The organism is Aliagarivorans taiwanensis DSM 22990 (genome assembly GCF_000429505.1).
Taxonomy (GTDB): Bacteria; Pseudomonadota; Gammaproteobacteria; order Enterobacterales; family Celerinatantimonadaceae; genus Aliagarivorans; species Aliagarivorans taiwanensis.
Genome location: NZ_AUBZ01000017.1, coordinates 84,745 through 110,933, shown reverse-complemented (window position 1 = coordinate 110,933; position 26,189 = coordinate 84,745). Strand labels below are relative to the sequence as shown.

Annotated in this window: 21 protein-coding genes; 10 read left to right on the top strand and 11 right to left on the bottom strand. The window is 51.9% G+C overall.

Annotation, left to right across the window (positions count from 1 at the left end; genetic code table 11):
• The coding region (locus tag G462_RS24235; protein ID WP_157378595.1) for an integrase core domain-containing protein at positions 1-334 on the top strand (334 nt) is incomplete at its 5' end.
• A gap of 989 nt (positions 335-1,323) precedes the next feature.
• Here G462_RS24235 and phoU read toward each other — a convergent pair.
• The 4 genes from phoU to G462_RS0109555 are packed head-to-tail and all read right to left on the bottom strand — an operon-like array spanning position 1,324 to position 6,726.
• A complete protein-coding gene (gene phoU / locus G462_RS0109570) occupies positions 1,324-2,025 on the bottom strand; it encodes a phosphate signaling complex protein PhoU (RefSeq protein ID WP_026958801.1) in 702 nt (233 codons plus the stop codon).
• A gap of 16 nt (positions 2,026-2,041) precedes the next feature.
• Positions 2,042-2,860, bottom strand: a complete 819-nt coding sequence (gene pstB / locus G462_RS0109565; protein ID WP_026958800.1) for a phosphate ABC transporter ATP-binding protein PstB — start codon at positions 2,858-2,860, stop codon at positions 2,042-2,044.
• Positions 2,861-2,884: 24 nt separating this feature from the next.
• The gene (gene pstA / locus G462_RS0109560; RefSeq protein ID WP_026958799.1) at positions 2,885-4,540 is read right to left on the bottom strand and encodes a phosphate ABC transporter permease PstA; all 1,656 of its coding nucleotides are present in this window, start codon (positions 4,538-4,540) and stop codon (positions 2,885-2,887) included.
• A gap of 17 nt (positions 4,541-4,557) precedes the next feature.
• Positions 4,558-6,726 carry an ABC transporter permease subunit gene (locus G462_RS0109555; protein ID WP_425393728.1) on the bottom strand — a complete coding sequence of 723 codons (2,169 nt, stop codon included), beginning with the start codon at positions 6,724-6,726 and terminating at the stop codon, positions 4,558-4,560.
• A 395-nt stretch (positions 6,727-7,121) separates the two neighbouring features.
• Between G462_RS0109555 and G462_RS0109550 the strand changes: the two genes are divergently transcribed.
• Genes G462_RS0109550 through G462_RS0109540 form a run of 3 tightly spaced genes read left to right on the top strand, consistent with a single transcriptional unit; the run spans position 7,122 to position 10,244 of the window.
• Positions 7,122-7,646, top strand: coding sequence for a glycine cleavage system transcriptional repressor (locus tag G462_RS0109550; protein WP_026958797.1), 525 nt, complete (start codon positions 7,122-7,124; stop codon positions 7,644-7,646).
• Between the two features lie 10 nt (positions 7,647-7,656).
• The gene (gene ppk1, locus G462_RS0109545) at positions 7,657-9,732 is read left to right on the top strand and encodes a polyphosphate kinase 1 (protein WP_157378594.1); all 2,076 of its coding nucleotides are present in this window, start codon (positions 7,657-7,659) and stop codon (positions 9,730-9,732) included.
• Positions 9,733-9,776: 44 nt separating this feature from the next.
• Entirely contained in the window at positions 9,777-10,244 is a 468-nt protein-coding gene (locus G462_RS0109540; protein WP_026958795.1) for a GNAT family N-acetyltransferase, read from the top strand.
• On the opposite strand, the gene G462_RS0109535 is transcribed toward G462_RS0109540, so the two are convergent.
• The 5 genes from G462_RS0109535 to phoB form a co-directional block, all read right to left on the bottom strand.
• Positions 10,241-11,113, bottom strand: a complete 873-nt coding sequence (locus G462_RS0109535; protein WP_026958794.1) for a Dyp-type peroxidase — start codon at positions 11,111-11,113, stop codon at positions 10,241-10,243. The genes G462_RS0109540 and G462_RS0109535 overlap by 4 nt on opposite strands.
• A gap of 809 nt (positions 11,114-11,922) precedes the next feature.
• A complete protein-coding gene (locus tag G462_RS0109525) occupies positions 11,923-12,897 on the bottom strand; it encodes a PstS family phosphate ABC transporter substrate-binding protein (RefSeq protein ID WP_026958793.1) in 975 nt (324 codons plus the stop codon).
• A 125-nt stretch (positions 12,898-13,022) separates the two neighbouring features.
• Positions 13,023-14,486 (bottom strand): MltF family protein, encoded by a 1,464-nt coding sequence (locus G462_RS22340; protein WP_051326654.1) that lies wholly within the window; start codon positions 14,484-14,486, stop codon positions 13,023-13,025.
• 72 nt (positions 14,487-14,558) lie between these two features.
• Positions 14,559-15,863, bottom strand: coding sequence for a phosphate regulon sensor histidine kinase PhoR (phoR, locus tag G462_RS0109515; RefSeq protein WP_026958792.1), 1,305 nt, complete (start codon positions 15,861-15,863; stop codon positions 14,559-14,561).
• A gap of 6 nt (positions 15,864-15,869) precedes the next feature.
• Positions 15,870-16,562, bottom strand: a complete 693-nt coding sequence (gene phoB, locus G462_RS0109510) for a phosphate regulon transcriptional regulator PhoB (protein WP_026958791.1) — start codon at positions 16,560-16,562, stop codon at positions 15,870-15,872.
• A 314-nt stretch (positions 16,563-16,876) separates the two neighbouring features.
• Here phoB and G462_RS0109505 point away from each other — a divergent pair, with 314 nt between their 5' ends.
• The 3 genes from G462_RS0109505 (at position 16,877) to G462_RS0109495 (ending at position 21,135) form a co-directional block, all read left to right on the top strand.
• Positions 16,877-17,758 carry an HAD-IIB family hydrolase gene (locus G462_RS0109505; protein WP_051326653.1) on the top strand — a complete coding sequence of 294 codons (882 nt, stop codon included), beginning with the start codon at positions 16,877-16,879 and terminating at the stop codon, positions 17,756-17,758.
• Entirely contained in the window at positions 17,751-18,965 is a 1,215-nt protein-coding gene (locus G462_RS0109500; protein ID WP_026958789.1) for a glycosyltransferase family protein, read from the top strand. The genes G462_RS0109505 and G462_RS0109500 overlap by 8 nt, the downstream gene beginning before the upstream one ends.
• A 247-nt stretch (positions 18,966-19,212) precedes the next feature.
• Positions 19,213-21,135: a carboxypeptidase regulatory-like domain-containing protein gene (locus G462_RS0109495; protein ID WP_026958788.1), complete on the top strand. Its 1,923-nt coding sequence runs from the start codon at positions 19,213-19,215 to the stop codon at positions 21,133-21,135.
• An 81-nt stretch (positions 21,136-21,216) separates the two neighbouring features.
• On the opposite strand, the gene G462_RS24485 is transcribed toward G462_RS0109495, so the two are convergent.
• Positions 21,217-21,492, bottom strand: a complete 276-nt coding sequence (locus G462_RS24485) for a hypothetical protein (RefSeq protein WP_211234206.1) — start codon at positions 21,490-21,492, stop codon at positions 21,217-21,219.
• A 159-nt stretch (positions 21,493-21,651) separates the two neighbouring features.
• Between G462_RS24485 and G462_RS0109485 the strand changes: the two genes are divergently transcribed.
• From G462_RS0109485 to G462_RS23915, 3 genes are all read left to right on the top strand, one after another.
• On the top strand, positions 21,652-22,206 hold the full coding sequence (locus G462_RS0109485) for a ClbS/DfsB family four-helix bundle protein (RefSeq protein ID WP_026958786.1): 555 nt from the start codon (positions 21,652-21,654) through the stop codon (positions 22,204-22,206).
• A gap of 179 nt (positions 22,207-22,385) precedes the next feature.
• Entirely contained in the window at positions 22,386-22,901 is a 516-nt protein-coding gene (locus G462_RS0109480; protein WP_026958785.1) for a P-loop NTPase family protein, read from the top strand.
• Positions 22,902-23,033: 132 nt separating this feature from the next.
• Entirely contained in the window at positions 23,034-24,389 is a 1,356-nt protein-coding gene (locus tag G462_RS23915; protein WP_051326652.1) for a sensor domain-containing diguanylate cyclase, read from the top strand.
• Between the two features lie 110 nt (positions 24,390-24,499).
• Here the strand turns inward: G462_RS23915 and G462_RS0109470 are convergent, their stop codons facing one another.
• Positions 24,500-25,987 carry an alkaline phosphatase gene (locus G462_RS0109470; RefSeq protein ID WP_026958784.1) on the bottom strand — a complete coding sequence of 496 codons (1,488 nt, stop codon included), beginning with the start codon at positions 25,985-25,987 and terminating at the stop codon, positions 24,500-24,502.
• Positions 25,988-26,189 lie beyond the last annotated feature (202 nt).

The following is a 26,189-nucleotide window of genomic DNA, read 5'->3' as shown; positions in this document are numbered from 1 at the left end:
GAAAGACCTGATGTTCCATAGTGACCAAGGAAGCCACTATACTAGCCGCCGCTTTCGCCAACAGCTCTGGCGTTACCGGATAAAACAGAGCATGAGTCGACGCGGTAACTGTTGGGACAATAGTCCGATGGAACGCTTCTTCAGAAGTTTAAAAACAGAATGGATACCGATGACCGGCTATCGGAGTATCGGTGAGGCGCAGAGTGAGATATCACGATACGTAACGGGGTATTACAGTCAGCTCAGGCCGCATCAATATAACGGCGGGCTGACACCCAATGAGTCAGAGCGAAGGTACTGGCTTGAATACAAAACCGTGGCCAATTTAACTTGACCACTACACCTACGGCGTTAACCGCAGCCTGATAGAGTAAGTAGCGCGCCTTAAGGCTGCGCTTGAAAGGCCGGACGGGGTGGTCAGGGTACAGAGGAGAGACCATCCCCTTGGGCCATGTAGCCAGCGAACCGGCTCTTGCTTTGGTCAGCACCTGCCTTGAAATTATTTTGTAAGTGTAAGCAGGGGTACAGAAACCTTATTGCTATCTTAGCTGTTGTATTTTTGTTCTTCCTTCTCAGGAAATCTTAAGAAAAATTCAAACGCTCGTTTCATGTTTTTCTTCAAGATGCTGTTTTTTATACCAGTCACAGCGAAATATGCAAAATATAAAATAGTATATTTACTCTACAAATTCGAAGTAATGGATAGGATCTCAGCTTCTTCCAAACTCATTCCGTAATTAATTTTCTGTAATTTATTTTCATTTTTTCTACAAAATTCCGCTGACTGGAAATCGACTTAACCTTAACGTTAATGTAATCAGCTCAGACTGAACGCTTGTAAATGCTCTGCGGGCGTAGTTAACCCTCTGAATTGGCGAGTAATATTTTCTTGCTGAGGAACTCCATTAAGTAAGAGCATGTGGCAGGAATGGCGAGATTAAATCTACAGTCGAATTAATCTGAGGCTGACTTGTTAAATAACGGCAAAACTGGTCCGAGTTGGTTGCCCCTGCGCAACTTCACACTTTTTGAAATTGTCGCTCAGCAGGTGGAGCATTCACCGAACCGAGACGCACAGTTAGCGTGACTTAACTCACAGCTTGCTTCCGGTTTGAGGCATCCTTTATCAGCAATATGAGCACGCTAGGTGGGTGGAGTTCATCGGGTTAAATCGCAAACAACGAACAGCAGGGGTAGCATTGGAGCAACAACTGGGAAAAGCTATAGAAGAATTCGAAGCGATTAGTCGCCTCTTATAGTGAATTAAAAAAGGAGGCCGAAGCCTCCCTATCATTTGCAGCAACTTAAGGCTGTGCCCAGCCCTTACAGCAGCTCTTTGATCTCGTCGCGGCCGAGGTGGCGCACGTCTTTACCGCGAACAAAGTAGATCACATACTCTGCGATGTTCTGACAGCGGTCACCCACACGCTCCAAGTCGCGCGCTACAGAAATTGCGTCGAGGATCTGCGGGATGGAGCGCGGGTCTTCCATCATGTAGGTCATCTGCTCGCGAATAAAGCGCTCATACTCTTTGTCCACTTTCTTGTCGGCGCGGTGCACCTTAAATGCGAGATCTACGTCCATACGGGCAAAGGCATCCAGTACCTCACGCAACATAGCGGTTGCGCGTAGCCCCAAGTGCTCAAGGCTTGCCAGAGAGCTGTTATGCTTATCGTTCTGGCGCTGCACCATACGGGCAATCTTCTCGGCAGCATCACCGATACGCTCTAAGTCGGCGATGGTTTTGATAATCGCCATCACCACGCGCAGGTCGCTCGCCGCAGGTTGACGCTTAGCGATGATGCGGGTGCACTCTTCGTCAATTTGCACCTCAAAGCCGTTCACCTTACCGTCAGTCTCGATCACCTTTTCTATAAGGTCGTGATCGGCCTTGTTCAGCAAGTGAATGGCATCTTTGAGCTGCTCTTCAACCAAGCCGCCCATCGCCATAATTTGATTACGCACGTGGTCCAGCTCAGCATTGAATTGACCAGAGATGTGCTTGGAAATATTTAACTTGTCCATGAATCTTCCTTAAGGCTTAACCGTAGCGGCCAGTAATATAGTCTTCAGTTTGCTTTTCCGACGGCGTCGTAAACAGGGTATTGGTGTCGGCGTACTCAATCAGGTTACCCATGTACATAAAGGCTGTTTGATCCGACACCCGCGCTGCCTGCTGCATATTGTGGGTAACAATCACTACAGTATAACGGCTCTTTAGGTCGTTAATCAGCTCTTCAATAGTAAGGGTTGAGATCGGATCCAGCGCCGACGTGGGCTCATCGAGCAATAGCACTTCTGGTTCGATAGCGATGGCGCGGGCAATCACCAAACGTTGCTGCTGACCGCCTGAGAGGCCAAAGGCGTTCTCATGAAGGCGATCTTTTACCTCATCCCACAGCGCAGCACCACGCAGTGAGCGTTCTACCGCTTCGTCAAGCACGCGACGGTCCTTAATGCCTTGCAGACGCAGGCCGTACACCACGTTCTCGTAGATTGATTTCGGGAAGGGATTAGGGCGCTGAAACACCATGCCCACGTTGCGACGTAGCGCCGCTACATCCACGCTCTTGTCATAGATGTTTTGACCGTGCAGCTGGATCTCGCCTTCAATGCGGCAGATATCCACCAGGTCATTCATCCGGTTGATACAACGCAGCAAGGTCGACTTACCACAACCCGACGGGCCAATAAATGCGGTTACCTGCCCTTTTGGTACCTTCATCGATACATCAAACAGCGCTTGCTTGCTGCCGTAGTACAGGTCGAGGTTTTTCACTTCCAGCGCGGTTTGCTCGGCACTTAAGTTGGCCAAATCCAGCACAGTCTCACGATTGTTATCAGTGTTCAGAGTAATCATGTTTTTTCCTTAAATTTGGCTAACTTATTGATCCAGGGTTTTGAACTTTTCACGCAGACGGTTTCGAATCGAAATCGCCGCCAGGTTCAAACCGATAATCACTGTGACCAATAAAAATGCAGTGGCGTACACCAGTGGTCGCGCTGCTTCAACGTTGGGGCTTTGGAAACCAACGTCGTAAATATGGAAGCCCAAGTGCATAAACTTACGCTCCAGGTGGAAATACGGGAAGTTTCCATCCAGTGGCAAAGTCGGTGCCAGTTTCACGACACCTACCAGCATCAGCGGCGCTACCTCACCAGCGGCGCGTGCCACAGCCAGGATCAGGCCGGTCATAATCGCCGGGCTGGCCATCGGGATAACGATTCGCCACAGGGTTTCAAACTTAGTGGCACCCAGTGCCAACGAGCCCTGACGCACCGCGCTTGGGATACGTGACAAGCCCTCTTCGGTAGAAACAATCACCACCGGTAGGGTCAGAATCGCCAGTGTCAATGCCGACCACAACACGCCGGGCGAGCCAAAGGTTGGCGATGGCAGGCTCTCGGGGTAGAACAGCGCATCGATGCTGCCACCGAGCATGTACACAAAGAAGCCCAAGCCGAACACACCGTAAACAATCGAGGGGACACCGGCGAGGTTGATCACCGCAATACGGATCATCCGGGTCGCTGCATTGTTACCGGCATATTCGTGCAGGTAGATAGCCGCAACCACACCCAGAGGAGTCACGATGACCGCCATCAGCATCACCATAAATACGGTACCGAAGATCGCCGGGAACACTCCACCCTCGGTGTTGGCTTCTCGTGGGTCATCCACGATGAACTTACCGAGTTGGTGGAACCAGTGCGCGATCTTCTGCCCCAAATGCATCTGGTTGGGGAAGAACACATCAACAATCTTGTCGAAGCCAATGGTCACTGACTCGCCGCGCATATCGCGGATGATCAGTTGGTCGCGGCCGGCCTGGCGACGCAGGTCGAACAGTTCTTCTTCCAACACTAAGTAGTCGGCATGCAACTGTTCACGGCGCTCTTCCAGCTCTGCAACACGCACCTCAGTCAGGTTATCGTTCATCTCCCACTTGCGCTCACGCAAACGCAGACGCTCTAGCTGGTAGTTCACACCACCGATATCGCGCTTGAGCAGTCGCTCTGATTGGTCATACAACCCGCGCGAACGTGCCAACAGCTCATACAAGATACCGTGCTCAGGATCATCAGCCAGCGGGATGGTTTCGCCATCTCGCACCAAGGCCTCTACATAGCCGTAGAAGTTACCGTTGGTCAGGCGTTCTACCACCACAATGTCTTTGGGTTGTGTGCTTTCAACGATGTCGGTTTCCAAGATCCAACGGAAATCCAGTGGCACAAACTCTCGGTTACCGGTCTTGAACAGGAAACGCTCTACAAAATCGCCCTGCTCTTCTGGGATATCGATACCTTGTGCGGTTAAACGCTCGGTGGGAACCAGCTCGCGATCATAGCGCTCACCGATAATTGTTCCTCGCTCGCCAAACTGCTCAACGGTCAGCTCGTAGACTGGGCTGGGCCAGAAATAGACCAAGCCGCGAGAGGCGATCAACAACAGCAGGCCGATTACCGCCACCAAACTCATGCTCACTGCGCCCGCGGTCATCCAGATCCACGGCGCGCCTGATTTAAACCATTTGTTCATTGTTTATTCCGACCTCTTTACAGTGAGCTGTATTTATCGCGTAGTCGCTGACGAACGAACTCAGCCACCGTATTGAACACAAAGGTGAAGACAAACAGCACAAATGCCGCCAAGAACAACACCCGGTAGTGCGAACTACCCACTTCAGATTCAGGCATCTCTACCGCAATGTTGGCCGAAAGCGTGCGCATACCCTGGAAGATGCTCCAATCCATTACTGGGGTATTACCGGTGGCCATCAATACGATCATGGTTTCACCCACCGCGCGGCCAAGTCCCATCATGACCGCCGAGAAGATACCCGGGCTGGCTGTCAGCAATACCACTTTAGTCAGGGTTTGCCATGGGGTTGCGCCCAACGCCAGCGAGCCATTACTCAGGTGCTTAGGCACTGAGAACACCGCATCTTCGGCAATCGAGTAGATGGTCGGAATCACCGCAAAGCCCATCGCCAAACCCACCACCAAGGAGTTGCGTTGGTCAAAGCTAATGCCCAGCTCGTTGGTGATGTACAGACGGGCATCGCCGCCAAACATCCATAGCTCCAATGTGGGGCTGATAGCAAACGAGAACCAACCGAGGAACAGTACCACCGGGATCAGCAGCATCACGTCCCAACCTTCTGGCACGCTTTGACGGATCGCTTTCGGCATCTTGCTCCAGCCATAGGCCGCGGCAATAAATCCGGTAGGCAGCAATATCATGGTGGCGATAACGCCAGGCAGGTTGTCCTCAATCAGCGGTGCCAGCCACAGGCCAGCCAAGAAGCCCAAGATAACCGTTGGCAGGGCTTCCATAATCTCTACCGTCGGCTTCACAATCTTACGCAGGGGCGCTGACATAAAGTACGCAGTGTAAACAGCGCCCGCCAAGGCAATCGGTACGGCAAACAACATCGCGTAGAAGGCCGCTTTTACGGTACCGAAGGATATGGGTACCAGGCTAAGTTTTGGCTCGAATTCATCGCTGGCCGAGGTGGATTGCCAAACAAACTGCGGCTCTGGGTAGCCTTCATACCAAACCTTTTGCCATAGCGCGCTCCACGTCACCTCGGGGTGCTCGTTGCTTACCTTGTAGAATTCCAGTGAGTTACCGGTTTGGGCAATCAGGCCATTGGCGCGCGGCGAAAACGCCAAGGTGTAGGTGTTTCCTTCATCGACTGTTTCTTTAAGCAGTCGGCTGCCACCGGTGGTATGGAATAGCTCCATGTAGCCATCGGCGGTGGCAACAGCAAAGCCCTTACGGAAGTACTCCACCGCAATCTCGTTGACGCTCGACTCGGCATCAAACTCACGAATTTGGGTGAACTGACGCTTGCCGTCTTTGGCCACTTCAAACCACTGGGTGATCTTGCCGTTGTCGTTGGCCACAATCAGCGAGCTGGCACCGGTGAGCAGCGCCACATCGGTGACGTTGGCGTCTTGGTAGTTGATAGAATCCACCGACATTAGGCGGATACGGCCAATCGACGAGATATCGTAGGTCGACAAGCGGTTACCGCTGCGCACAAACAGACGGCGCAGATCAGGAGTAATCAGCATCTGGTCGACAAAGGCAGGTAAGCCTGGGATCACCGCGTTGTCTGAGCTCCACTCAACCTCATCGGTGAACATGTTCACCTCACCTTCGAGGCGGGTCAGCAGCGCGCGGCCGTCGGTAGTAATTACCGCCACCGCCATCTCGCCCTCTCCGGCTTCAAAAGCCAGTTGGCGAATGCCTTTGCCTTCGGGGTCGACCATTACCCCTTCTTCACCAAACGGATACTCCACCGTGGGAGTAATCAAACGCTGGTCGTTGGGGTAGGTCACCTTAAATTTGGGCGCCATTACATAGACCCGGCCAAAGCTATCGGCATAGGCCACCATTCCGCGGCTTGGCACGGTGCGGTCAGCAGCGGTCACCCGGATCGGCAGTTGGTGCGCGGGGAAGAAACGTTGCTCTTCGGTGAGGTCGAAGAAACGCAGTTCACCGCCCATGTTAAAGCGGTAAGCGATTTCGTTTTGCTCTTCGACCCCGATCATCACGGTCGCGTGATTGTCGACTAACGGTATAGATTGCTTATGTTTGACGCTGGCACCGTAAAACACCGGTGCAACCACCCACAGCAAGTAGAAAAAGATAAGCAGAAGCGCGATAAGCACAAGTACGCCACCGGCACTAACGCCGTAGCGGGCTAACTTGTCCATAAGTAATCGCTGGCCGCTACTTTTAAATGACACTGATTGCGTCATAGGTCCCTCGAAATCCAAATTGTATCGCCGCAAGTATATGGCAGTTTTATGACAGTAATGTTTCAGATGGCTGGTTTCGCCGCAACTTTAGGCTATTAAGTCACCCATCAATCTAAGCGAGCAAAAAACCCACTCGAATCAAGCATAATCTCTGGCGCTTTTCACAAATAAGTCATATTTGTTACTGTAAAATTAACCATTTAGTAGAGTGCCTTAAAAACAGAATGTAAGGCCAGTCCTGACTGACGTTACAGGTCTTATTCTGGCATAATATGTTGTTAGTTAATAACGTCAAGGACAGAAGCTCTGCGATGCAAGCTCAAGACCACGCTAAAGACAAAGGAGTCATCATGAAACATCTCGTGTTAACCGTAATCGGCAAGGATCGCTGTGGCATCGTGGAACAGGTTGCCAGCTTGGTCAGTCAGCACCAAGGTAACTGGCTGGCAAGTAGCCTGCAACGCCTGTCAGGACAGTTCGCAGGCATGGTTGAAGTTGCCGTTCCAGCCGCAAAGGTTGACGCTCTAAGCGAGCAGCTAAGCCAACTGGCCGATCTGTATGTGCAAGTGGTCGAAGCCAGCGAAGAGATCATCGCTGATGAAGGTAAGCCGTGCATCCTTAATATTACCGCCAACGACCGCGCCGGTATTGTTCAGGAAGTGACTCAAGCATTGCTGTCGATGGGTATTAGCATCAACAAGATCCAATCGGGCGTGGCGCCAGCCCCCAATTGGGGCGGCCAACTGTTTCAAGCCACTCTCACTCTGCCCGAACTCGATGAGAGCGGTATCGACCAACTCACCGAGCGCCTCGAAGCACTGGCTGATGATTTGATGGTAGATGTAACCTCATCTCAGCCCGCTTTTACCAACTAAAGGAGACATCATGAGTGACCCTCTGTACATTGAAAAGGAGCTCAGCTGGCTCGCTTTCAATGAACGTGTACTGCAAGAAGCGCAAGACACCAACGTGCCAATTATCGAGCGGGTGCGATTCCTGGGTATCTTCTCCAACAACCAAGATGAGTTTTACAAGGTCCGCGTCGCCGCGGTGAAACGCCGTATCCTGCTCAACGAGATGCACGAGCGCGACGATGGCTCGAATCTACTGCTTGAGCAGATCCAAAGTAAACTGGCGGAGTTGGGCAAGGCCTTCGACGCCACCTATCAAGACATCATGCTGGCGTTAGCACGCCGCAATATCTTCTTGATTAACGAAGACCAGCTGAGCGACAACCAGCAAAAGTGGCTGAAAAAGTACTTTAAAGACAAGGTACTGCGCCATATCACCCCGATTGTTCTGAACAAGAAAACCGAGCTGGTTAAGTTTTTAAAAGACGAGTACACCTACCTAGCCGTTGAGGTGCTCAAGGGCAGTAAAGAGCAGCATCTGCTGATTGAGATCCCAACCGATGCCCTGCCCCGCTTTGTTCAGCTACCCAGCGATGGCAGCAAAACCAAGAAGACGATGATCATCCTCGACAACATCATTCGCTTCTGCCTCGAGGACTTGCTGACCGGCTTTTATGAGTTTGATTCGGTGTCGGCCTACTCCATCAAGATGACCCGCGATGCAGAGTATGACCTCACCGACGAGGTTGACCAAGGCCTGCTGGAGAAGATGTCTGAAGGTTTGAAGCAACGCCTTACCGCAGAACCAGTGCGCTTTGTTCATGACCGGGAAATGCCCGATAGCATGGTCCGCAAGCTCAGTAAGATGCTCAAGATGAGTAAGCTCGATCACGTAGTCGGTGGCGGTCGCTACCACAACTTCAAAGACTTTATTGGCTTCCCGAATGTCGGCCGCAAATATCTGGAGAACCCGAAAATCCCGGCCTTGAATAGCCGTTATTTTGAGAGCTTCCAGACAGTGTTTGAGGCCATCACCAATAAAGACATTTTACTTTACTATCCGTACCACAAGTTCCGCTACCTGACAGAGTTTATCCGTCAGGCCTCGTTTGACCCGAAAGTCTCATCCATCAAGATCAACATCTACCGGGTTGCAAAAAATTCCCACTTGATGAACTCCCTGATTGATGCTGCCAACAATGGTAAGCGTGTCACGGTGGTGGTGGAGCTACGTGCGCGCTTTGACGAAGATGCCAACATTGCCTGGGCGCAGATCCTCCAAGAGGCCGGCGTTAAGGTTATCTTTGGCGTACCGTCCTTGAAGGTCCACTCCAAGCTGCTGTTGATCACCCGTAAAGAAGACGGAGAGACGGTCTACTACAGCCATGTGGGCACCGGTAACTTCCACGAGAAGACCTCGAAGATCTACACCGACTTCGCTCTGTTCACTAAAAATCAGGAGATCGGCCAAGAGGTGGAGAACGTGTTCCGCTTCATCGACCAGCCCTACCGCCGCTTTAAGTTCCAGCACTTGATTGTGTCGCCTAACGAAACCCGCCGCCGCATGTTCAGCCTGATTGACTACGAGATCAACCAAGCCAATGCCGGCAACAAGGCGGCCATCACCATCAAGGTCAACAATTTGGTGGATCGCGGCATCGTGAACCGTCTGTATGCGGCCAGCAAGGCCGGGGTGAAGATCAAGATGATAATCCGCGGTATGTGCTCACTGGTGCCCGGGCTTCCCGGTATCAGCGACAATATCCAGGTGATCTCGGTGGTGGATCGCTTCTTGGAGCATCCGCGGGTTTTTCACTTCTATCATGGCGGTGAGAATCAGGTGTTTATCGCCTCTTTCGATCTGATGACCCGTAACATCGAGGAGCGGGTAGAAGTGGGCACACCGATCTACGATGAGGACCTGAAACAGGTGATTATCGACCTGCTGAACCTGCAGTTCTCCGATACCACCAAGGCGCGCATCATCGATGCCGAGCAATCCAACAAGTACGTTAAACGCGGCAATCGCCGTAAGATCCGCTCTCAGGTTTGGACCCACGACTACCTCAAGTCTCTGGAAGCGAAACCTTTGACTAAAGCTCAAGACTAAGCGAAAGTACTGCAACGCAAACCGTTGCAGTACTTTTTTCAACTATGTCTATCTATTATCTTCAACAACTTAGCGCGCCCTCGCAGCAGCGCGACTCGCATATTCAGCTCCGCGAAATCACCCAGCAGCAAACCCACCACAGTCGCCGCCTTTATCAACAAGTCGGCGAGGCGTGGCAGTGGTTGGACAAACTCAGCTGGAGCGAGCAGCAATGGCAAGAATACGCCGAAGCGCCTAACCTGCGCACCTTTGTTGGCATGCTCAATGGTGAGGAAATCGGCTACTTCGAGCTACTCAGACACGACGATGACAGCGTAGAGGTACACTACTTCGGCCTGCAGCCCAAGTTCATCGGCCAAGGATTAGGTGGTAAGTTTCTGGAGCTATGCGCGCAATGTGCATGGGAGTGGCAGGCCCTGCGAGTGTGGCTACACACCTGCGATCTGGACCATCCCCACGCCTTGAAAAACTATCAGGCGCGGGGCTTTGTGATCTACAAAGTCGAGTCTTAGCTGACCGCGCTCAGGTCGAGCTTGTCATCTTTAACTGGTGGGCACCAGTAGTAGGCGGTCTGCTGTGGGTGGGTGAACTTAAACAGCGCATCTTCCACCCCATCATCGCAACCGAGCATGCGCTTAAGCTGCGCCTCGAACGGGTACAGGCTTGAAGCAAAGCACACAAAGTACAAGCCACAGCGCCCGGCATCGGCCCAAGGCAGGCTGCGACGCAGCATATAGGCTTTTGGCTGATACTGGCTCGGCGAGGTACGTTTAACGTGAGCCGAGATGGGCGCATCATCTAGCTCTTCGTTGTCGCTTTCACGGCGGCCGATGATGTTGTCCTTGTCCCCCTGGGAGTGGGAATGGAACTTATCCAGCTGGTGAGTCCACAGCTGTACTGCCAGCATGGTGCTGCCCGCAATGCCCTGCTCACCTTCCATCGATACCACTTCGACTGCGCGGTCCTCTGGATTTTCGGTGCCATCGACATAACCGGTCAGATCGCGTCCTTCGCGATGCTTAAAGCCTGAGGTACGCTCAAGTAAATCAAGGTAAGGGCTTAGTGCCTCCAGCCAGCTACGCTCTAACAGCGCCACTTGGCCCGGGTCCTCACCGCTAAGGCGTAGCCAAAAATCACACTGCTGCGCTGGGCTGATGCGCTCAGGGCCATCCACGTCGGTTGCGCCGTGGTAACCGGGGATCTGCCGCTCAAGCGCATCCAGCAAGCCCTGGCCAAAGCCAATTAAGCTATTGCCTACCTGATACAGGGCGTTGACCTGCGCGCACAACGCGCGTGCATCAGCGGTTTGTTTGAGTTTGAAAGAATAGAAACCCGCATGCAGTGGAACATCTGCAAGCACTTCAGGTTGGATAGTAGACATAGCCTTCCCTTCGAACGATTGGTTGGAGGTGGTGACCTCATTCTGAATCCGCTAATTATACTAGCGTTCGCTCAAAGTATTGCAGTTCTATCTGCCCGCTATTGGCAGATGATTGATCTCTATCAGAAAGACTGGGGGGTTAAATGGGTGTGCGGTGTAAGGATTGAACAAAGGTAGTTGTATCGGAGGCTAGAAAGAAAAAAGCGCCTGTTGTAAGCAGGCGCCAGCATCACGATTTCTCATTGCCTTGCTCCTTCGGCTTGGGGAGTCGATATACACTACCACCACAAGCGAAAGTCGTCGGCCGTGTACTAGTTATAGTTTGTTGCATAATCCTTCTCCGGGCTTAGCGGTGAAGGTCTTTTGATTTCTTAGCGTCATATTCGTAAACGTCTGCTTTGCTCAAGAAGTAAGCTGCGTACATAGAACCGAAGTAATCAAACATAGTGTTGTCCTCAAAGTGTTGTTGAATACGATGGCGAGCCATCAATAAATGTGATCCAAGTCACAATGAGAATTTTATGTGATTCATATCACATTTCAAGTTTAGTTTGCGGTAAATGTCGAAAAAAGCAGAAAATGTTCCTTGAAAATATTTTCAGCGGGGCATAGCCAGAGCATGTAGCACAATTAGCTGCTAAACAGGGCTATGCATCGAGTATATACACCGCATAATCTCGCCATTTTCGGCATTGACCAAAAAAACGGCGCTAGAGCAAGTGCAAAGTGAAGACTTCACGCTTGCCGCGCACTACCCCAGAAACGAAAAAACCCGCCATAAGGCGGGTTTTACAAGCTGTTTGGCTAGATTAAAGCTCGATGCCCAGTTTTTCCAGGTCAGCTTTAACCACTGAAGATGGAAGTGGTACGTAACCATCTTTTGCCACGATTTCCTGACCAGTCTTAGACAGAATCATTTTCAGGAACTCACGCTCCATTGGAGACAGTGGCTTGTTCGGGTGCTTGTTCACGTATACGTACAAGAAGCGAGACAGCGGGTATTTACCGGCAGCAGCGTTGTCCAGGCTTGCTTCGATGTAATCATCGCCTTTCTTCGCCAGTGCAACCGCTTTAACACCTGAGGTCTTGTAACCAATACCTGAGTAGCCGATAGCGTTCAGAGAAGAAGAAACAGACTGTACTACAGACGCAGAACCAGGCTGCTCGTTCACAGTGTTCTTGAAGTCACCTTTACACAGGGCTTTCTTCTTGAAGTAGCCGTAGGTGCCTGATACAGAGTTACGACCGAACAGCTGAATGTCGCGGTCAGCCCACTCACCAGACAGGCCTACGTCAGACCAACGCTCAGCAGAACCGTTTTCGCCACACTTCAGAGTAGAAGAGAAGATAGCGTCAACCTGTGCTAGGCTCAGGCCTTCGATTGGGTTGTCTTTGTGAACGAATACCGCCAGTGCATCGATAGCAACGCGAACTGGGGTAGGCTTGTAGCCATAGCGTTTTTCAAAGGCTTCGATCTCTTTGCTCTTCATCTGACGGCTCATTGGGCCGAACTGAGAAGTGCCTTCAGTCAGAGCTGGTGGAGCAGTAGAAGAACCTGCAGCTTGAATTTGAACGTTTACGTTTGGATATTCGCGTTTAAACTCTTCGGCCCACAGGGTCATCATGTTAGCCAGAGTGTCTGAACCTACAGAAGATAGGTTACCTGATACGCCAGTAGTCTTAGTGTATTCTGGCAGGTTGGCATCCAATCCTGCGGCCAGAACAGAAGTAGTTACAAGCGATGCAGAAATAGCAACCGCGCTTACAAGTTTCTTCAGTGTCATTTTGTTCTCCATGAATGACGCGTTTTAGTAAAAACGCGAACAAGTATCAGCCAACGTCATGACAATCATATTTCGTTTATATTTCAGAATTGTGACACGATGAAAAAACCCTGATCTGAGGTCAACTAACTGTCGCCTATTGTTTCCAGGGCCAGGCTGTAGGCTACGTAGTACTTGTATACATTGGACACGTAACGCACTGTTTCTGAACCAATAATCCTACCAGCAGCAATCTCCACATTGCCAAACCAGCGATTCGCATCCAGCCCCATCTCGGCGGCTAACTTTCGCATCTGTTTTAACTTACTCGGCCCGGCATTGTAGCCTGCCCACAGCATCGCCATCTGATCGCTGGGGTCTACCCCCTCCATGGGCAGGTAGTGCTCGCGCAGCCAGTCGAGATAGCGCACCCCGGCCAAGATGTTCTGCTCCGGGTCATTGAGATCATTTATCCCCATCTGCTTGGCGGTGGCTGGCAGCAGCTGCATAATCCCTTTCGCGCCCCGATGACTGACCTTGCTGTTGTCCAGTTTGCTCTCTTGGAAGGCCTGCGCAATCAGCGCCAAGGAGTTGAAGCTGTACTCTTCAGCGTATTTCTCAAAATAAGGTAAATAGCGATGGATCCGGTCACGCGCTTGGGCCTCATCCAGATCGGCAATCCATGCAGTTTGATCAAAGTAGCGATTAAGCAACATGTTGCCGAGTAGACTGCCCTGCTTGGCCTTGCTGGCCACATAGCTTTGCACGCTATCCAATAACTGCGGGTTGTCTTTGCGCACCGCCCAACCGAGTTTCTGCTCGCGACTCACCTGCAGGTGACTATCTAATCGCAGCTGTGGATACACCTTTTGCCACAGCTGCGCCTTATAATCATCAATCAAGGTGCGTGGGATAACACCGGCGTTAACCAACTCCAGCAAGTCTTCCGAGAGCAGGTGCTCGTCGGCCTCCACTATCTTTATAGGTTTCTTGCCTTCTATCTGTAGCGTTAGGTTGAGCGCCTTAAGGTGCTCCACGTAAGAGCTGCCCTTAAGCACGTGGATCTCCTTACCCGATAGCTCCCCCCAACTCGTCACCTCGGGCTGGCTGGTATTGCTCACCAGTATCTCGCTCACCCCTTGGGCGTTGCCCAGAGCGAAGCTGACCTGTTTGCTGCGCTCGGGGGTGGCGGTAAGAAAGGCCGCCGCAATATCGCCCTTGCCTTGCTGCAGATAGGGCAATAGCTGATCGAAATTGACTGGCAGCAGCTTCACCTTGACCTTGTCCACATCACGGCGAATCCCCTGATTTAAAAACGCCTCGTAGTGACGCAACAGCTCAACCTGAATACCCATCATCTCGCCGTTCGCAATGTAAAAGTCGGACTTACCGTAGGTGACCAAGGCGCGGATCACCTTGCGTTCACGCAGCGCATCAAGATCGCCGGTGAAATCATCGTCCACGTAAAAGGGATAGAGCTCCGGGTCAGCCGAGGGCAGTTCAACCAGTTCCTGCTCGGCGCGCAGCCACAGCGGCCAACAGCAGAGCAGCGCCAACAAGGCGATGAAGGGTGTAGTTAAAGATGGCAGGTAATGCTGAGCAGGTCGCACGAAGCTCTCCTAAAAGCTTGAATTACCTCAAGTATAGGAGAGCGTTCGAAGAAAGAAGGGTTAGACCTTTTGTTAAGCCTTGTTGTTGACCAGCAGCTTATTGGGGATCACGAAGTAGAAGCTACTGCCCTTACCCAGCTTGGATTTGATCTTCAGCTCGCTGTTGTGATGCTCCAGCGCGTGCTTAACAATCGACAGCCCTAGGCCCGCGCCGCCGGTCTCGCGAGAACGTGCCTTATCGACCCGATAGAAGCGCTCGGTGAGGCGCGCCAAGTGTTTCGGCCCAATGCCCGGACCACTGTCTGTTACACAGAACATCGCGCCTTTTTCGTCGCGCTGCCAAGAGATCTCGATAACCCCGGGCTCGGTGCAGTACTTGATGGCATTGACCATCAGGTTGGCGCAGGCGCTGCGTAGTTGGTCCTGATCGCCCAGCACATGGATGCTCTCATCCACATCGAAGCGGATCTCCAGCTGTTTGTCCTTGGCCAGACTCTGAGCCTCAGACTCCATACCTTGGAGGATTACCGGTACGTTGATGCTCTCCTTGCTACGGGTAATCGGCGAGGCCTCAATCTTGGCCAGCGTCAACAGCTGATTAACCAGATTCTCCATCCGTGCGCTTTGGTCGAGCATGGTGGCGCGCGCGCGCGGCCATAGCATCGGCTCGACTTCATTCTCGTCAAGCATCTCCAGATAGCCGCGCAGCACGGTCAGCGGTGTGCGTAGCTCGTGGCTTACGTTGGAGACAAACTGCTTACGCATCTTCTCAAGACGGCGCAACTGGGTCACATCGCGCACCACCAGCAGCAGTTGCTTGTCGCTGTAGGGCATCACCCGGAACTCCAGCAGCTTGCCTGGCTCCTTGGTACTCTCAATCTCCAACGGCGTCTCAAACTCGCCCTTGTTGATGTAGTTAACGAACACCGGCACCCGAATAAGATTGGTCAGATGTTGCCCCTGATCGCCCGGCCACTGCAGCCCCAGCATCTTTCTCGCCAGCTGGTTACACCACAAGATGGTGCGGTCTTGACTAATCACCACAATCGAATCGGGCAAGGCCTCCGCGCCAAGGCGGAAGTACTTCATCAGCTGGGCCAGCTCGCGTTCGCGGTTTAAGCGGCGTTTGAGCAGGTTATAGATGCCATGGAACACCGCTTCCCAACTGCCGGTGCCATGCGGGGGTGAGAGCTTGCGTTGGTTGTATAGCCAATGCAGAAGTCGGTACTGTTGGCGATACAGCCAAAAGATGTGCAGCAGCGCAGCTGCCAAGACGCTTTCAAGAAGATAGCCGGTAAGCGCGCCCGCAATAAACAATGGCGAGTACAGAAGACATACTCGCCATAGGATGCGTCGCCACGAAAAGGGCACGAACATTGATATTTATTTCACTCTGGTAGAGAAGCGGTAGCCGCTGCCTCGAACTGTTTGAATAAGCTTATCATAGCCCTGATATCCGATCGCCTTACGTAAGCGACGAATATGCACATCAACGGTACGGTCTTCCACGTACACGTTGGTACCCCAAACGTTGTTCAACAGCTGCTCGCGACTATATACCCGCTCTGGGTGAGTCATAAAGAAGTGCAGCAGTTTAAACTCGGTGGGGCCCATATCCAAGGGTTCATTCTCAATGGTTACGCGATGAGATACTGGGTCGAGGCGCAGCGCCTGAACCTCGATGGTTTCTTCCAGCGAGGTGGGAGACACACGGCGAATGACCGCCTTAACGCGAGCCATCAATTCTTTTGGAGAAAACGGCTTGGTCATATAGTCATCGGCACTGGCTTCGAGGCCCTGTACCTTGTCTTCTTCTTCACCTTTCGCGGTCAGCATGATGACCGGGATTTGGCGGGTCAGATCGTGACGACGCATGTGTTTGATGATGTTGATTCCACTGCCACCGGGCAGCATCCAATCAACTAATACCAGTTCGGGATAAGGCTCCTTTAGCTGAGCGATTGCATCTTCGAAATCGGAGGCTTCCACAGGCTCGTATCCGTTCTGCTCCAACACGAAACACAGCATCTCGCGGATTGGTGCTTCATCTTCTACGACAAGAATTTTCCTTGGCATTTTTGCATCTCTATCAAAAAGAATTGTGGCAATTATGCGGCGATTGAATGACAGATTTATGACAGACTTTACGAAGATTCAAGGACTTATTGAATTTATTTTTTCACCAAATTAGTGCGCGCATTGTTGGCGTAGTCAAGTTTGCACCAATTTGGTTCGTAAACATTCCCGTAACAGAATTGGGGTTTATCTTCCGTTCATATAAAAACGTCATTAAAACAGTTACTTAATAAGCCAGTTTAGATATCAATCAACGAGTTGGCACTGCCACTGCAACCCTCTTGGCAACATTTAGCTTAACGGTAGTGATGTACATGAAAGCGAACAGTGACGATCAATTCTCCTATGTCTCCCCCGAGCAACTGCTCGTGTTTACCGATCTTGACGGCACTTTGTTAGACCATGATAACTATTCTGCGGAAGCCGCGCTGCCTACCATCGCGCGCCTGCAAAAACTCGCTGTGCCGATCATCTTTGTCACCAGCAAGACCTTGGTCGAGGTGATCGAGCTTCAAAACAACCTCAATCTTCACCACCCTTTTGCGGTGGAGAACGGCGCGGCAATCTGTATCCCGGCAGACAGCGCGCTGCAATGCGACGAACTCTCCGAAACCAAATTCGGCAAAGGCCGCTGGAAGATAGCCTTGTTCGGCCCCAGCTACCCAGATATCTGCCAGCACCTCTGCCAAATCAGAAACCAGCAGCACTTCCGCTTCCAAGGCTTTAGCGATATGAGCGATGAAGAGCTACAACTACACACCGGGCTGGACCGCTATCGCGCCAAACTGGCTAAACAACGTCTGGCCTCTGAGCCGCTGCTATGGAACGACAGCGACGAAAACCTCAGCAAGTTTAAACAAGCCCTCAAGGCGCTTGGCTTAGAGCTCACCCGCGGTGGCCGCTTCTATCACGTCAAAGCCGCATTCGATAAGGCCGACGCAATGGCCTGGCTGGTCGATAAGTACAGCACCAGCTTTGCCCGCAACTACCGCTCTCTGGCCTTGGGCGACAGCGAAAACGACCGCCGCATGCTGGAACATGCCGATGTGGCGATTGTTATCCCGCGCAAGCACGACGCCCCACTAGAGATTAACCGCATGCACAGCATCTTGGCCCCCCATCCCGGGCCATTCGGCTGGTCCCAATCCATAGAACAAATCTTAAATTCGAGCATAAAAGGAGTGAATCATGGCTGATTTTTACCAAAATGGCATAGTCACCACCTTACACAACCTGACCGACCGCTCTACCGAAGAGCTGGAGCAGGAGCTAATCAGCTTCTCGAAAATCCGGCCGATGAGTCTGGTTCTGCCCTCCCTCTACTCCGAGCTAGAGCGCCCTGCGCTGGCGAAGATAGTCGAGGAGCTGGCCAAGGTCCCCTATCTCAGTGAGATTATCATTGGCTTGGATCAGGCCACTGCCGAGCAGTTTGAGCACGCCAAGCAGTATTTTAGCGATCTGCCTCAGCACGTGCGTATCCTTTGGAACGACGGGCCGCGCCTGCGCGCCCTCGACGGTCAGCTAAACGAGCACAACCTGTCGCCACGCGAGCCCGGCAAGGGCCGCAACGTCTGGTACTGCTTTGGCTACGCACTGGCCTCTGGCAAGGGCAAAGCGATTGCCCTGCACGATTGCGACATCACCACCTACAGCCGCGATATGCTGGCGCGCTTGCTCTACCCAGTGGCCAACCCACTGTTTAACTACGAATTCTGTAAAGGCTTCTACGCCCGCTATGCCGATGGCAAGCTAAATGGCCGGGTCGCCCGCCTGCTGGTGACGCCGCTACTCAAAGCACTGAAGAAGATCGAAGGCTATGACGACTACCTCGATTACCTGGATAGCTTCCGCTACAGCCTCGCAGGCGAGTTCTCCATGCAATCGGATGTACTTAACGACCTGCGCATTCCCTCAGACTGGGGCTTGGAGATTGGGGTGTTATCGGAGATATATCGCAACCACTCTACTCGCCGCATCTGTCAGGTGGATATCGCCGACGTTTACGACCATAAGCACCAAGATCTCGGCAATGAGGGCCTTGATGGCGGCTTAGCCAAGATGGCCACCGACATCACCAAAGCGGTGATCCGCAAGCTGGCTACTCAAGGACACGAGTTCAGTCCCGGCAAGCTGCGCACCCTAAAAGCCACTTACTACCGCATGGCCTTGGACTTTATCGAGAACTACCAAGCCGATGCGCTGATCAACGGCCTGCGCCTGGACCGCCACGCCGAAGAGAAAGCCGTAGAGCTGTTCGCCAAAGCGATTATGAGCGCTGGCGAAACTTTCTTAGAGCGACCCGCGGAGACACCGTTTATCCCAAGCTGGAACCGCGTACAAAGCGCCATTCCAGAGTTTATGGAGAAGCTCTACGAAGCGGTGGAAGCAGATAACTGCCGTTAAGCATTCAAACTCTCTTTGAGCGCGCCATCAGGCCTACCCTGGTGGCGCCTTTTAATCTCTTCAGTACAACAGTCGCCCTTACTTGATTGTAGCAGCATCTATTAGCCCTTCTTACAGATGAAATCTTCAAACTAGCGTCAGCAAAACAGCCAACTGTTAGTACACGCTCACTTCACAAATGACAATCAAGTTATTTTTCAACATTATATTTCATTAATTACTCTACTTATACATTAAAGGATTGAATATGAACAAAGGAGTGTTAAAGGGCATTTTTGCCTCTTTGCTGTGTGTACTCTTGTTTGCATGTGGGGGCAGCTCATCAGGCGGTGATGAAGACAATGGCCCTTCATTAAAAGGGACTGTACAAGCGTTCTATAGCGATCAACCGGTAGCGAACGCACAAATCAGTTTGTATGCCAGCGGTTCATTGGTCGCCCAAGGCCAGACCAATAACGCTGGCGACTTTTCAATTAATTATGATTCAGCGGCCTTGGACGGCAGAGTAACCCTGTCCGCCACCGCGCAAGGTTACGGTGAGACCGCTCAGACCCTTTCTCTTCAGCAGTTAGAGCAATCTATCCAGCTAAGAGTTCAGCGAGCCCATGAAACCGTCAGCTTTGACCCTAACAGTGCCAGCGACTTGCAAGTTCAAGGACAAACGCTAGTTGCACTGCCCGCCAGCGTATTGGTCGACGCCCAAGGCAACCCTGTTGAAGGGAATGCGAAGGTCGACCTTACCGTTATCGACCCTCGCCTAAACATCGAGCTGATGCCCGGTGAAATGGTGACCGAATCATCCAATGGCGAAACGGTACCGATTGAATCATTCGGCGCGATCACCGTTGAGTTCTATGACGAGCAAGGCAACCCGCTTAACATTGCCGAGGGCGAAACAGCGCAGATCCGTATACCCGCCGCGGGCAATAATCCGCCAGCAACCATCCCTCTTTACTATTTTGACCCGCAAACAGGCCTTTGGGTTGAAGAGGGCGAAGCGACTCTAGACAACGGCTTTTACGTTGGTGATGTCGCGCATTTCACGACCTGGAATGCCGATATTGAGATGGACACTGTCGTCATGAACGGCTGCGTGATCGATGAGACCGAGCAAGGTATAGCAGGGGCTTACATCACAGCAGAGGGTGTTAGCTATAGTGGTTGGTCCTCAGCAGTTACAGACGAAAATGGTTTCTTCTCCATTCCAGTACGCAAAGACAGTGAGCTGTTAATTCGCGCTTCGACGTCCACATTGAGCGGGACACTCGGCGTAATCTCAGACAGCATCGACACTGACTTAGTTCAGTGCGTTTTAGTCGGCAGCGCCACCGGCACAGTCACATTGAACTGGGGACAAAATCCTAGTGACCTCGATGCGCACTTGTTTATCCCTACATCAGAAGGGGTCTATGAAGAGCTTTACTATGCGAATGAGACCGTGCTCGTCAATGGTGTCGTTTTCTACTTAAATTTTGATTATGTGAATGGATTTGGTCCAGAGATAATCACGCTGCCCAGCTTCCCCGTTGATGGGACTTATGGCTACTATGTTCATCTGTTTGCGGGCAGTGGCAGCATCGATACCCAAGCTCGGGTTAACTTAGAACTTGAAAACGTATCACGCGTGTTTGTGCCAAATGCCAGCTCTGGCACCAGCACTGATCTGTGGCATGTGTTCGACATTGTCGTCACCGACGGCGTTGCGCAGGTCAACGAAATCAATCAGTTTGTTTCCGCACCAGACTTACCGGAGTTGCCGGTCGATCCAGACGGACAAGGCCCGATTACTGGAGCAATGTGCGAGGAAGGCGACATTACTCCCGCTATGTTCACCAGCTTCCAAGACTATTGGGACAATGGCGTAGCAGCTTGTGGCGTATACATGATGACTTACGCCGAGGAGCAAGGTGCTGATCGCGACCAGCTACTGGAAGACTTACTCGAGGGCTTCCGCGAAGACGGATATGAAATCGAGGTTGAAGACCCATGGACGTGGGAGCAAGTATTTGCCACAATTGGCGAGCAAGCACTAGCGGAGTGGGAAGCTGAATGGGGTAACACGTGGCCCTATCAAACCAGCAACGCGCAACGCGCAATGGCTTCCGGGAAATATGTTCCACAGAGCTCGATTCCTCAGCAATTGCTGGAGAGTAAGTACTACTCGAAGTAACAGTGGTTTATTAGCTAAACCATCAAAAACAGCGGCATTTAGCCGCTGTTTTTTATTCCTTCTAGGCAAACCCAAATCCACCTAACGCATCGAGTCATCCCCCGCGCTCTGCGGCTTGTCGCCATCTTGCAGCTCAACCTCTTCCTGGTCGACCCCTTCGATTACCAGTGTCTCCTCGGTGCTGAAGTGAATCAATGCCGGGGTGGAGTACATTGGCACCTGATCGTAGCTGAACACCGCGTAGTACGCGGGGATGTTCGGATTACCGAAGTTGTCATAGGTGTACTCATCCGCCCCGCCGTAAAGCTTCACTCCGTCAAACGGGCTTATCGGTGGGTGGAAGCGATTGCTTACCACAAACGAGCGCGCCTGCAAGGGCAGCCTGGCGCGGCGTATCGATGAGGTGAGTCAGATACTCAATCACTTTAATTGCTATCAGAGATCAACACAGACCTAAGCTCCCCGCGCTAACTTGAGGTTACCAAGGATGAATCAAGTAAGCTCAAGGACGCGAGCATGGCCAGACCGACCAATAAAACAGCGCTGCTCGAGGCAGCCCAGACCAGCTTCGATAAGCTATGGCAAACCATTGATGGCATGGAGCCGCAGGTACTTAGTACCCCTTTCGATTTCTCCGACCAGCCATCTAAGAAAGAAGCCCACTGGCAGCGCGATCGCAACCTGCGCGATGTGCTCACTCATCTGTACGAGTGGCACCAATTGCTGATTAACTGGATAGAGCGCAATCAAGCCGGAGAGCGCGCCCCTTTTCTCCCGCCGCCCTACAACTGGAAGACCTATGGCGAGATGAATCTTGTTTTTTGGCAGCAGCACCAAGCCACGTCGCTTGATGTCGCCATCGAGCTGGTGACAGTAAGCCATGCCAAGGCACTTGAGCATATCGAGACCTTCAGCGATCAAGCCTTGTTCACCAAGCAATACTTTGATTGGACCGGCAGCACTACCCTGGGCAGTTACTGTGTGTCGGCACTATCGAGCCACTACGAGTGGGCAATCAAGAAGCTGCGCGCCCACAACAAGGCCTGCGCCAAGCGTCTTAGCACGTGTTGACAGCCGCGGGCCGATGTAACACTATGCCCTTATGAACAGACACCTTAAGCCACAGCAAGCACGAATTATCATCATTCCTTAGGAATGGTGGGAGCTTATGTACGCTTAATACAAACCCACCCTAGAGGTGGGTTTGTTGTTTCTGCCTCGGGGTAACGTGTAAATCTCAGGGAGGTAGTATGAAAAAAGTCGCCGTATTTGGTAAACCGGGCAGCGGTAAATCGACATTGAGTAAAGCACTGGCAAGTGCCAGTGGCATCCCCTTGCACCCGCTCGACGCCATCGTGTTTAAGCCCAATGGCGAGAGAGTCGCAAGGCCTGACTACGACGCCGCGCACATGCAGATATTAAACAGCGAACGCTGGATCATCGACGGCTTTGGCCCCATCGACTCGTTTTATCAACGTCTTGAGCATGCCGATACACTTATCTACATCGACCTGCCCTACCCACTCAGCTATTGGCTGGTCACCAAACGCTTTGCTAAAGGGCTGTTTGTCACGCCCGAAGGCTGGCCCGAGGGGAGTTCGATAGTCAAAGGCTCCATCGAGAGCTATAAAACACTCAGGCTTTGTCCTAAATTTTGGAATGCCGATTTCAGCGCGCGACTGGAGCAGCTATCAGCTGGAAAGTCGTTACATATCATCAACTCACTAGCAAAACTAAATCACTTTGTAACTGACAATGTTGGTTGATATCACTACCCGCAGCCCTCAACCCTGAGTCCCTCAGGGTTGATTATCGCTCACGAAACAGGCAAAGTGCGTGGCCGCAATGGGCACTAACAAGGCCAAATGCTGCAAATCACATAATTCAGGGACGAATGAATGCGAGACCTACTGACCTTCTCATCGGTCAAGACTAAGTTTTATCTGGCGATGACCTTATTGGTTGTTGTCACCCAGTTGATCAACGGCTTGACGCTGGTTAACGCCCGCCAACAAGAGATCGCTGAAGACATTCTTTTCAATGCCCTACTATTCGCCGAGTACAACGCGGAAGAAATCGTTGAATACTATGGCGAAGACGACGATCCCCAGCAGCAAGAGCTATTCGCGCTGATGGACGGCATCTTACAAAAGAACCGCGATATCGAAGCCATCTATGTTATCAACGAGCACAACCAGCTGGTGGTGACTCCGCACTCCTTTGCCCAGCGCCAAGCGTTGGTGGGCGATTTGGAAACCGCAGGCGAGGCACTCATCGCTCGCATGCAATCCGGCGAGCCCTCAACCCAAAGCAGCCTCTACCGCGGCCATGAGGTAATCGACATCCTTTACCCCATGGAAGGCGAGTACGGCGGCAAAGAATACTTCGTGCACTTTCTATTTAATTACAAGAACCAAGAGCAATCCATCGCGCAGATGCAGCGACAGATGCTGGTCAACGGCTTGGGCTCATTTTTGGTCGGTTTGCTGCTGATTGTGGCGATCTCCAGCCACTTTACTAAGCCCATCAGGCAGTTGGTGAATCACGTTAAGCAGGTATCGAAGGGCGATTTCTCATCCAAGATCAATATCACCTCACGCGATGAGCTGGGCGCACTGTCGCATGCCTTCAACGGTATGCAATCGGCACTGGCCCAATCCTTTGGTCAGCTCACCGAAGCCCGCGATCAACTGGCTCAGCTAAACGCAAACCTGGAGCAACGCGTCGCCGAGCGCACTGAGGAGCTTCACGAAAAAAACATCCAGCTGGAGCGAATGTCGATTACCGACAAACTCACAGATGTCTATAACCGCGCCAAGCTAGATATCGAACTGGAAAAAGAGTTCGAGCGCTACCAACGCTATCAGCAGCCCTTCGCCTTGGTGATGATTGATCTCGACTTCTTCAAGCAGGTGAACGACAACTTCGGCCACCATGTGGGCGACAGTGTGCTGCAAGAATCTGCAGCCCTGTTCCTGCACACCGTGCGCGAGACCGACATATTGGGACGCTGGGGTGGCGAAGAGTTTATGGTGATCTGCCCGAATACCAGTAAAGATCGCGCCATCAGCCTGGCCGAGCGTATTCGCAATGCCATCGAGCAGCATGAATTTGCCCATGTTGGCAAGCGTACCGCTAGCCTTGGGGTGAGTATGATTGAGCCCGGTGATACCTTCGAAACGCTCAGCTCACGCGCTGATACCGCGCTCTATCAAGCCAAGGAGCATGGTCGAAACAAGGTGAAGTTTGCTTAACGAGAGTACTACCTAAGAGCAGCAGTCACGCGCTCCATACAAACAAAACAGCGGCACGAGGCCGCTGTTTTCGTTTCAGACTCAGGGTGGATAAGCACCCGGAAATCCGCTTAGTCGATGATGAACTCTTTCATTACATCGAAGATGTTGGTGTTGTCGAAGTAGTCACCGGTAGCGCCTTCGTTTTGGTACATTTCGGCGTACTTCTCATCTTTGCCGTCAAAGTGCTGGGCGAACATATCTTCGCCAACGCCCTTCACGTAAACACGAACCAGCTCGTTGGTGTGGTCAGTGCTGTAGAACTTCACTTCCGGCATTTTGCCTTGACCTGCACTTTCTACCGCTGCGTAGGCAACTTGGTCTGACGCTTCACCTAGCACGTAAGAGTTACCGTGGTCGGTGGTCACAATCAGCATGGTCTCATCCCAGCTGCTGTTCTCTTCTACCCATTTGATAACGGCAGCAACCGAATCATCGAAGTCGATCTGCTCTTCGATGATGCGTGCAGTGTGGTTAGCATGAGCAGCCCAATCCACCGCGCCACCTTCAACCATCACGAAGAAACCATTTGGATTCTGTGACAAGTAGTTCAAGGCACCTTTGGTCATGGTTTCAAGGCTAGGTACATTGGCCACTTGCGGGCAGGCAAACGCCACGTCGGTGTCTGCACAGTGAGTACGGCCTTGCTGTAAGGTACTGTCGTTTTGTGCCAACGCAATTAGCGGTGCGCGCAGATATTGATAATCAGCACTGCCATTCGCCAGCGCTTCAAAGTCAGCCTTGCTGTCGAAGAAGGCCCAAGGCTCTTCGGCGCCAGCTGCGTAAAGCTCACCATCAAGCAGTTGGCTCCAAGACTCTTCGCCCATGGTGTATAGGTTGTAGTCGGTTGGGCTACGCTCAACGCCATCGGCATCATAGTAAGGGTGACCGGTAGACATGATCAGGTCCAGGTAACCGCTAGTGAGCATCTTGTCGCCGATTTCTGCCATATCTCGGCGGGTAACGTGCTGAGCACCAAACGCCGCTGGCGTTGCATGGCTGAACTGCACAGAGCTAACCACACCAGTGCTCATACCTTGCTCTTTGGCATACTCAGTAATGATTTTCAGTGGACGGCCACAGTAATCGACTGAAATAGCGTTGTTGTAGGTTTTCACACCCGCAGCCAAGGCTGTGCCAGCGGCGGCCGAGTCAGTAGCATCTTGGTCGATGTACTCATAGCCTTTGAAGATTAGGCTATCAGAGTGGCTGTCATCCCATACTTTGCTAGCATCATAGCTAACCTGAGGCTTGCCATTTTCTTCATCACAGCGGTCATGAGGATCTGAGCCCGAGTAAAGTGGGAAGGTGGTCATCGCATAGCGGGTATCGATTAGCGAGTAAGGCTCAACGCTGTTTGCCAGCTGGCCATGTTGCCAGTAGGCGGCGATATCCCAAGCGCCATCACTGGCACCGTCGGTCACCATCAGAATAACGTTTTTAGCGCGAACGTCGCGGTCACCGTCATTGTCGCTACTGCTGCTTCCACAACCAGTAAGCACGATACCCGCAGACATACCCAGAGCCAGGGTAAGTTTGTTCAGCTTAGCCAATTTCATCTCTTTCTCCTTAAGCATTGGCGTTTTGAAAACGCAGATGAAATTACTGGCAACGTGCTTAATAAAATTGATCCAGCGCAGTTTTAATAATAGGTACATCAACACTTAATCCCGCTGAAACCTTTGTTTAAATTAGGTGAACCCCTATGTGTAAATATCAAAACCAACAATAACAGTAATAGCTTTGTTTATTTTACAAGCG

Excerpts from the sequence above, each read along its gene's own strand:
- G462_RS0109550 (WP_026958797.1), top strand. The coding sequence starts at position 7,122 with ATGAAACATCTCGTGTTAACCGTAATCGGCAAGGATCGCTGTGGCATC.
- G462_RS0109505 (WP_051326653.1), top strand. The coding sequence starts at position 16,877 with ATGAAAGCGAACAGTGACGATCAATTCTCCTATGTCTCCCCCGAGCAA.
- G462_RS0109485 (WP_026958786.1), top strand. The coding sequence starts at position 21,652 with ATGGCCAGACCGACCAATAAAACAGCGCTGCTCGAGGCAGCCCAGACC.
- G462_RS0109495 (WP_026958788.1), top strand. The coding sequence starts at position 19,213 with ATGAACAAAGGAGTGTTAAAGGGCATTTTTGCCTCTTTGCTGTGTGTA.
- G462_RS0109535 (WP_026958794.1), bottom strand. The coding sequence starts at position 11,113 with ATGTCTACTATCCAACCTGAAGTGCTTGCAGATGTTCCACTGCATGCG.
- ppk1 (WP_157378594.1), top strand. The coding sequence starts at position 7,657 with ATGAGTGACCCTCTGTACATTGAAAAGGAGCTCAGCTGGCTCGCTTTC.
- G462_RS0109470 (WP_026958784.1), bottom strand. The coding sequence starts at position 25,987 with ATGAAATTGGCTAAGCTGAACAAACTTACCCTGGCTCTGGGTATGTCT.
- G462_RS23915 (WP_051326652.1), top strand. The coding sequence starts at position 23,034 with ATGCGAGACCTACTGACCTTCTCATCGGTCAAGACTAAGTTTTATCTG.
- pstA (WP_026958799.1), bottom strand. The coding sequence starts at position 4,540 with ATGAACAAATGGTTTAAATCAGGCGCGCCGTGGATCTGGATGACCGCG.
- pstB (WP_026958800.1), bottom strand. The coding sequence starts at position 2,860 with ATGATTACTCTGAACACTGATAACAATCGTGAGACTGTGCTGGATTTG.
- G462_RS0109480 (WP_026958785.1), top strand. The coding sequence starts at position 22,386 with ATGAAAAAAGTCGCCGTATTTGGTAAACCGGGCAGCGGTAAATCGACA.
- phoR (WP_026958792.1), bottom strand. The coding sequence starts at position 15,863 with ATGTTCGTGCCCTTTTCGTGGCGACGCATCCTATGGCGAGTATGTCTT.
- G462_RS0109500 (WP_026958789.1), top strand. The coding sequence starts at position 17,751 with ATGGCTGATTTTTACCAAAATGGCATAGTCACCACCTTACACAACCTG.
- phoU (WP_026958801.1), bottom strand. The coding sequence starts at position 2,025 with ATGGACAAGTTAAATATTTCCAAGCACATCTCTGGTCAATTCAATGCT.
- phoB (WP_026958791.1), bottom strand. The coding sequence starts at position 16,562 with ATGCCAAGGAAAATTCTTGTCGTAGAAGATGAAGCACCAATCCGCGAG.
- G462_RS0109525 (WP_026958793.1), bottom strand. The coding sequence starts at position 12,897 with ATGACACTGAAGAAACTTGTAAGCGCGGTTGCTATTTCTGCATCGCTT.
- G462_RS0109555 (WP_425393728.1), bottom strand. The coding sequence starts at position 6,726 with ATGGACAAGTTAGCCCGCTACGGCGTTAGTGCCGGTGGCGTACTTGTG.
- G462_RS0109540 (WP_026958795.1), top strand. The coding sequence starts at position 9,777 with ATGTCTATCTATTATCTTCAACAACTTAGCGCGCCCTCGCAGCAGCGC.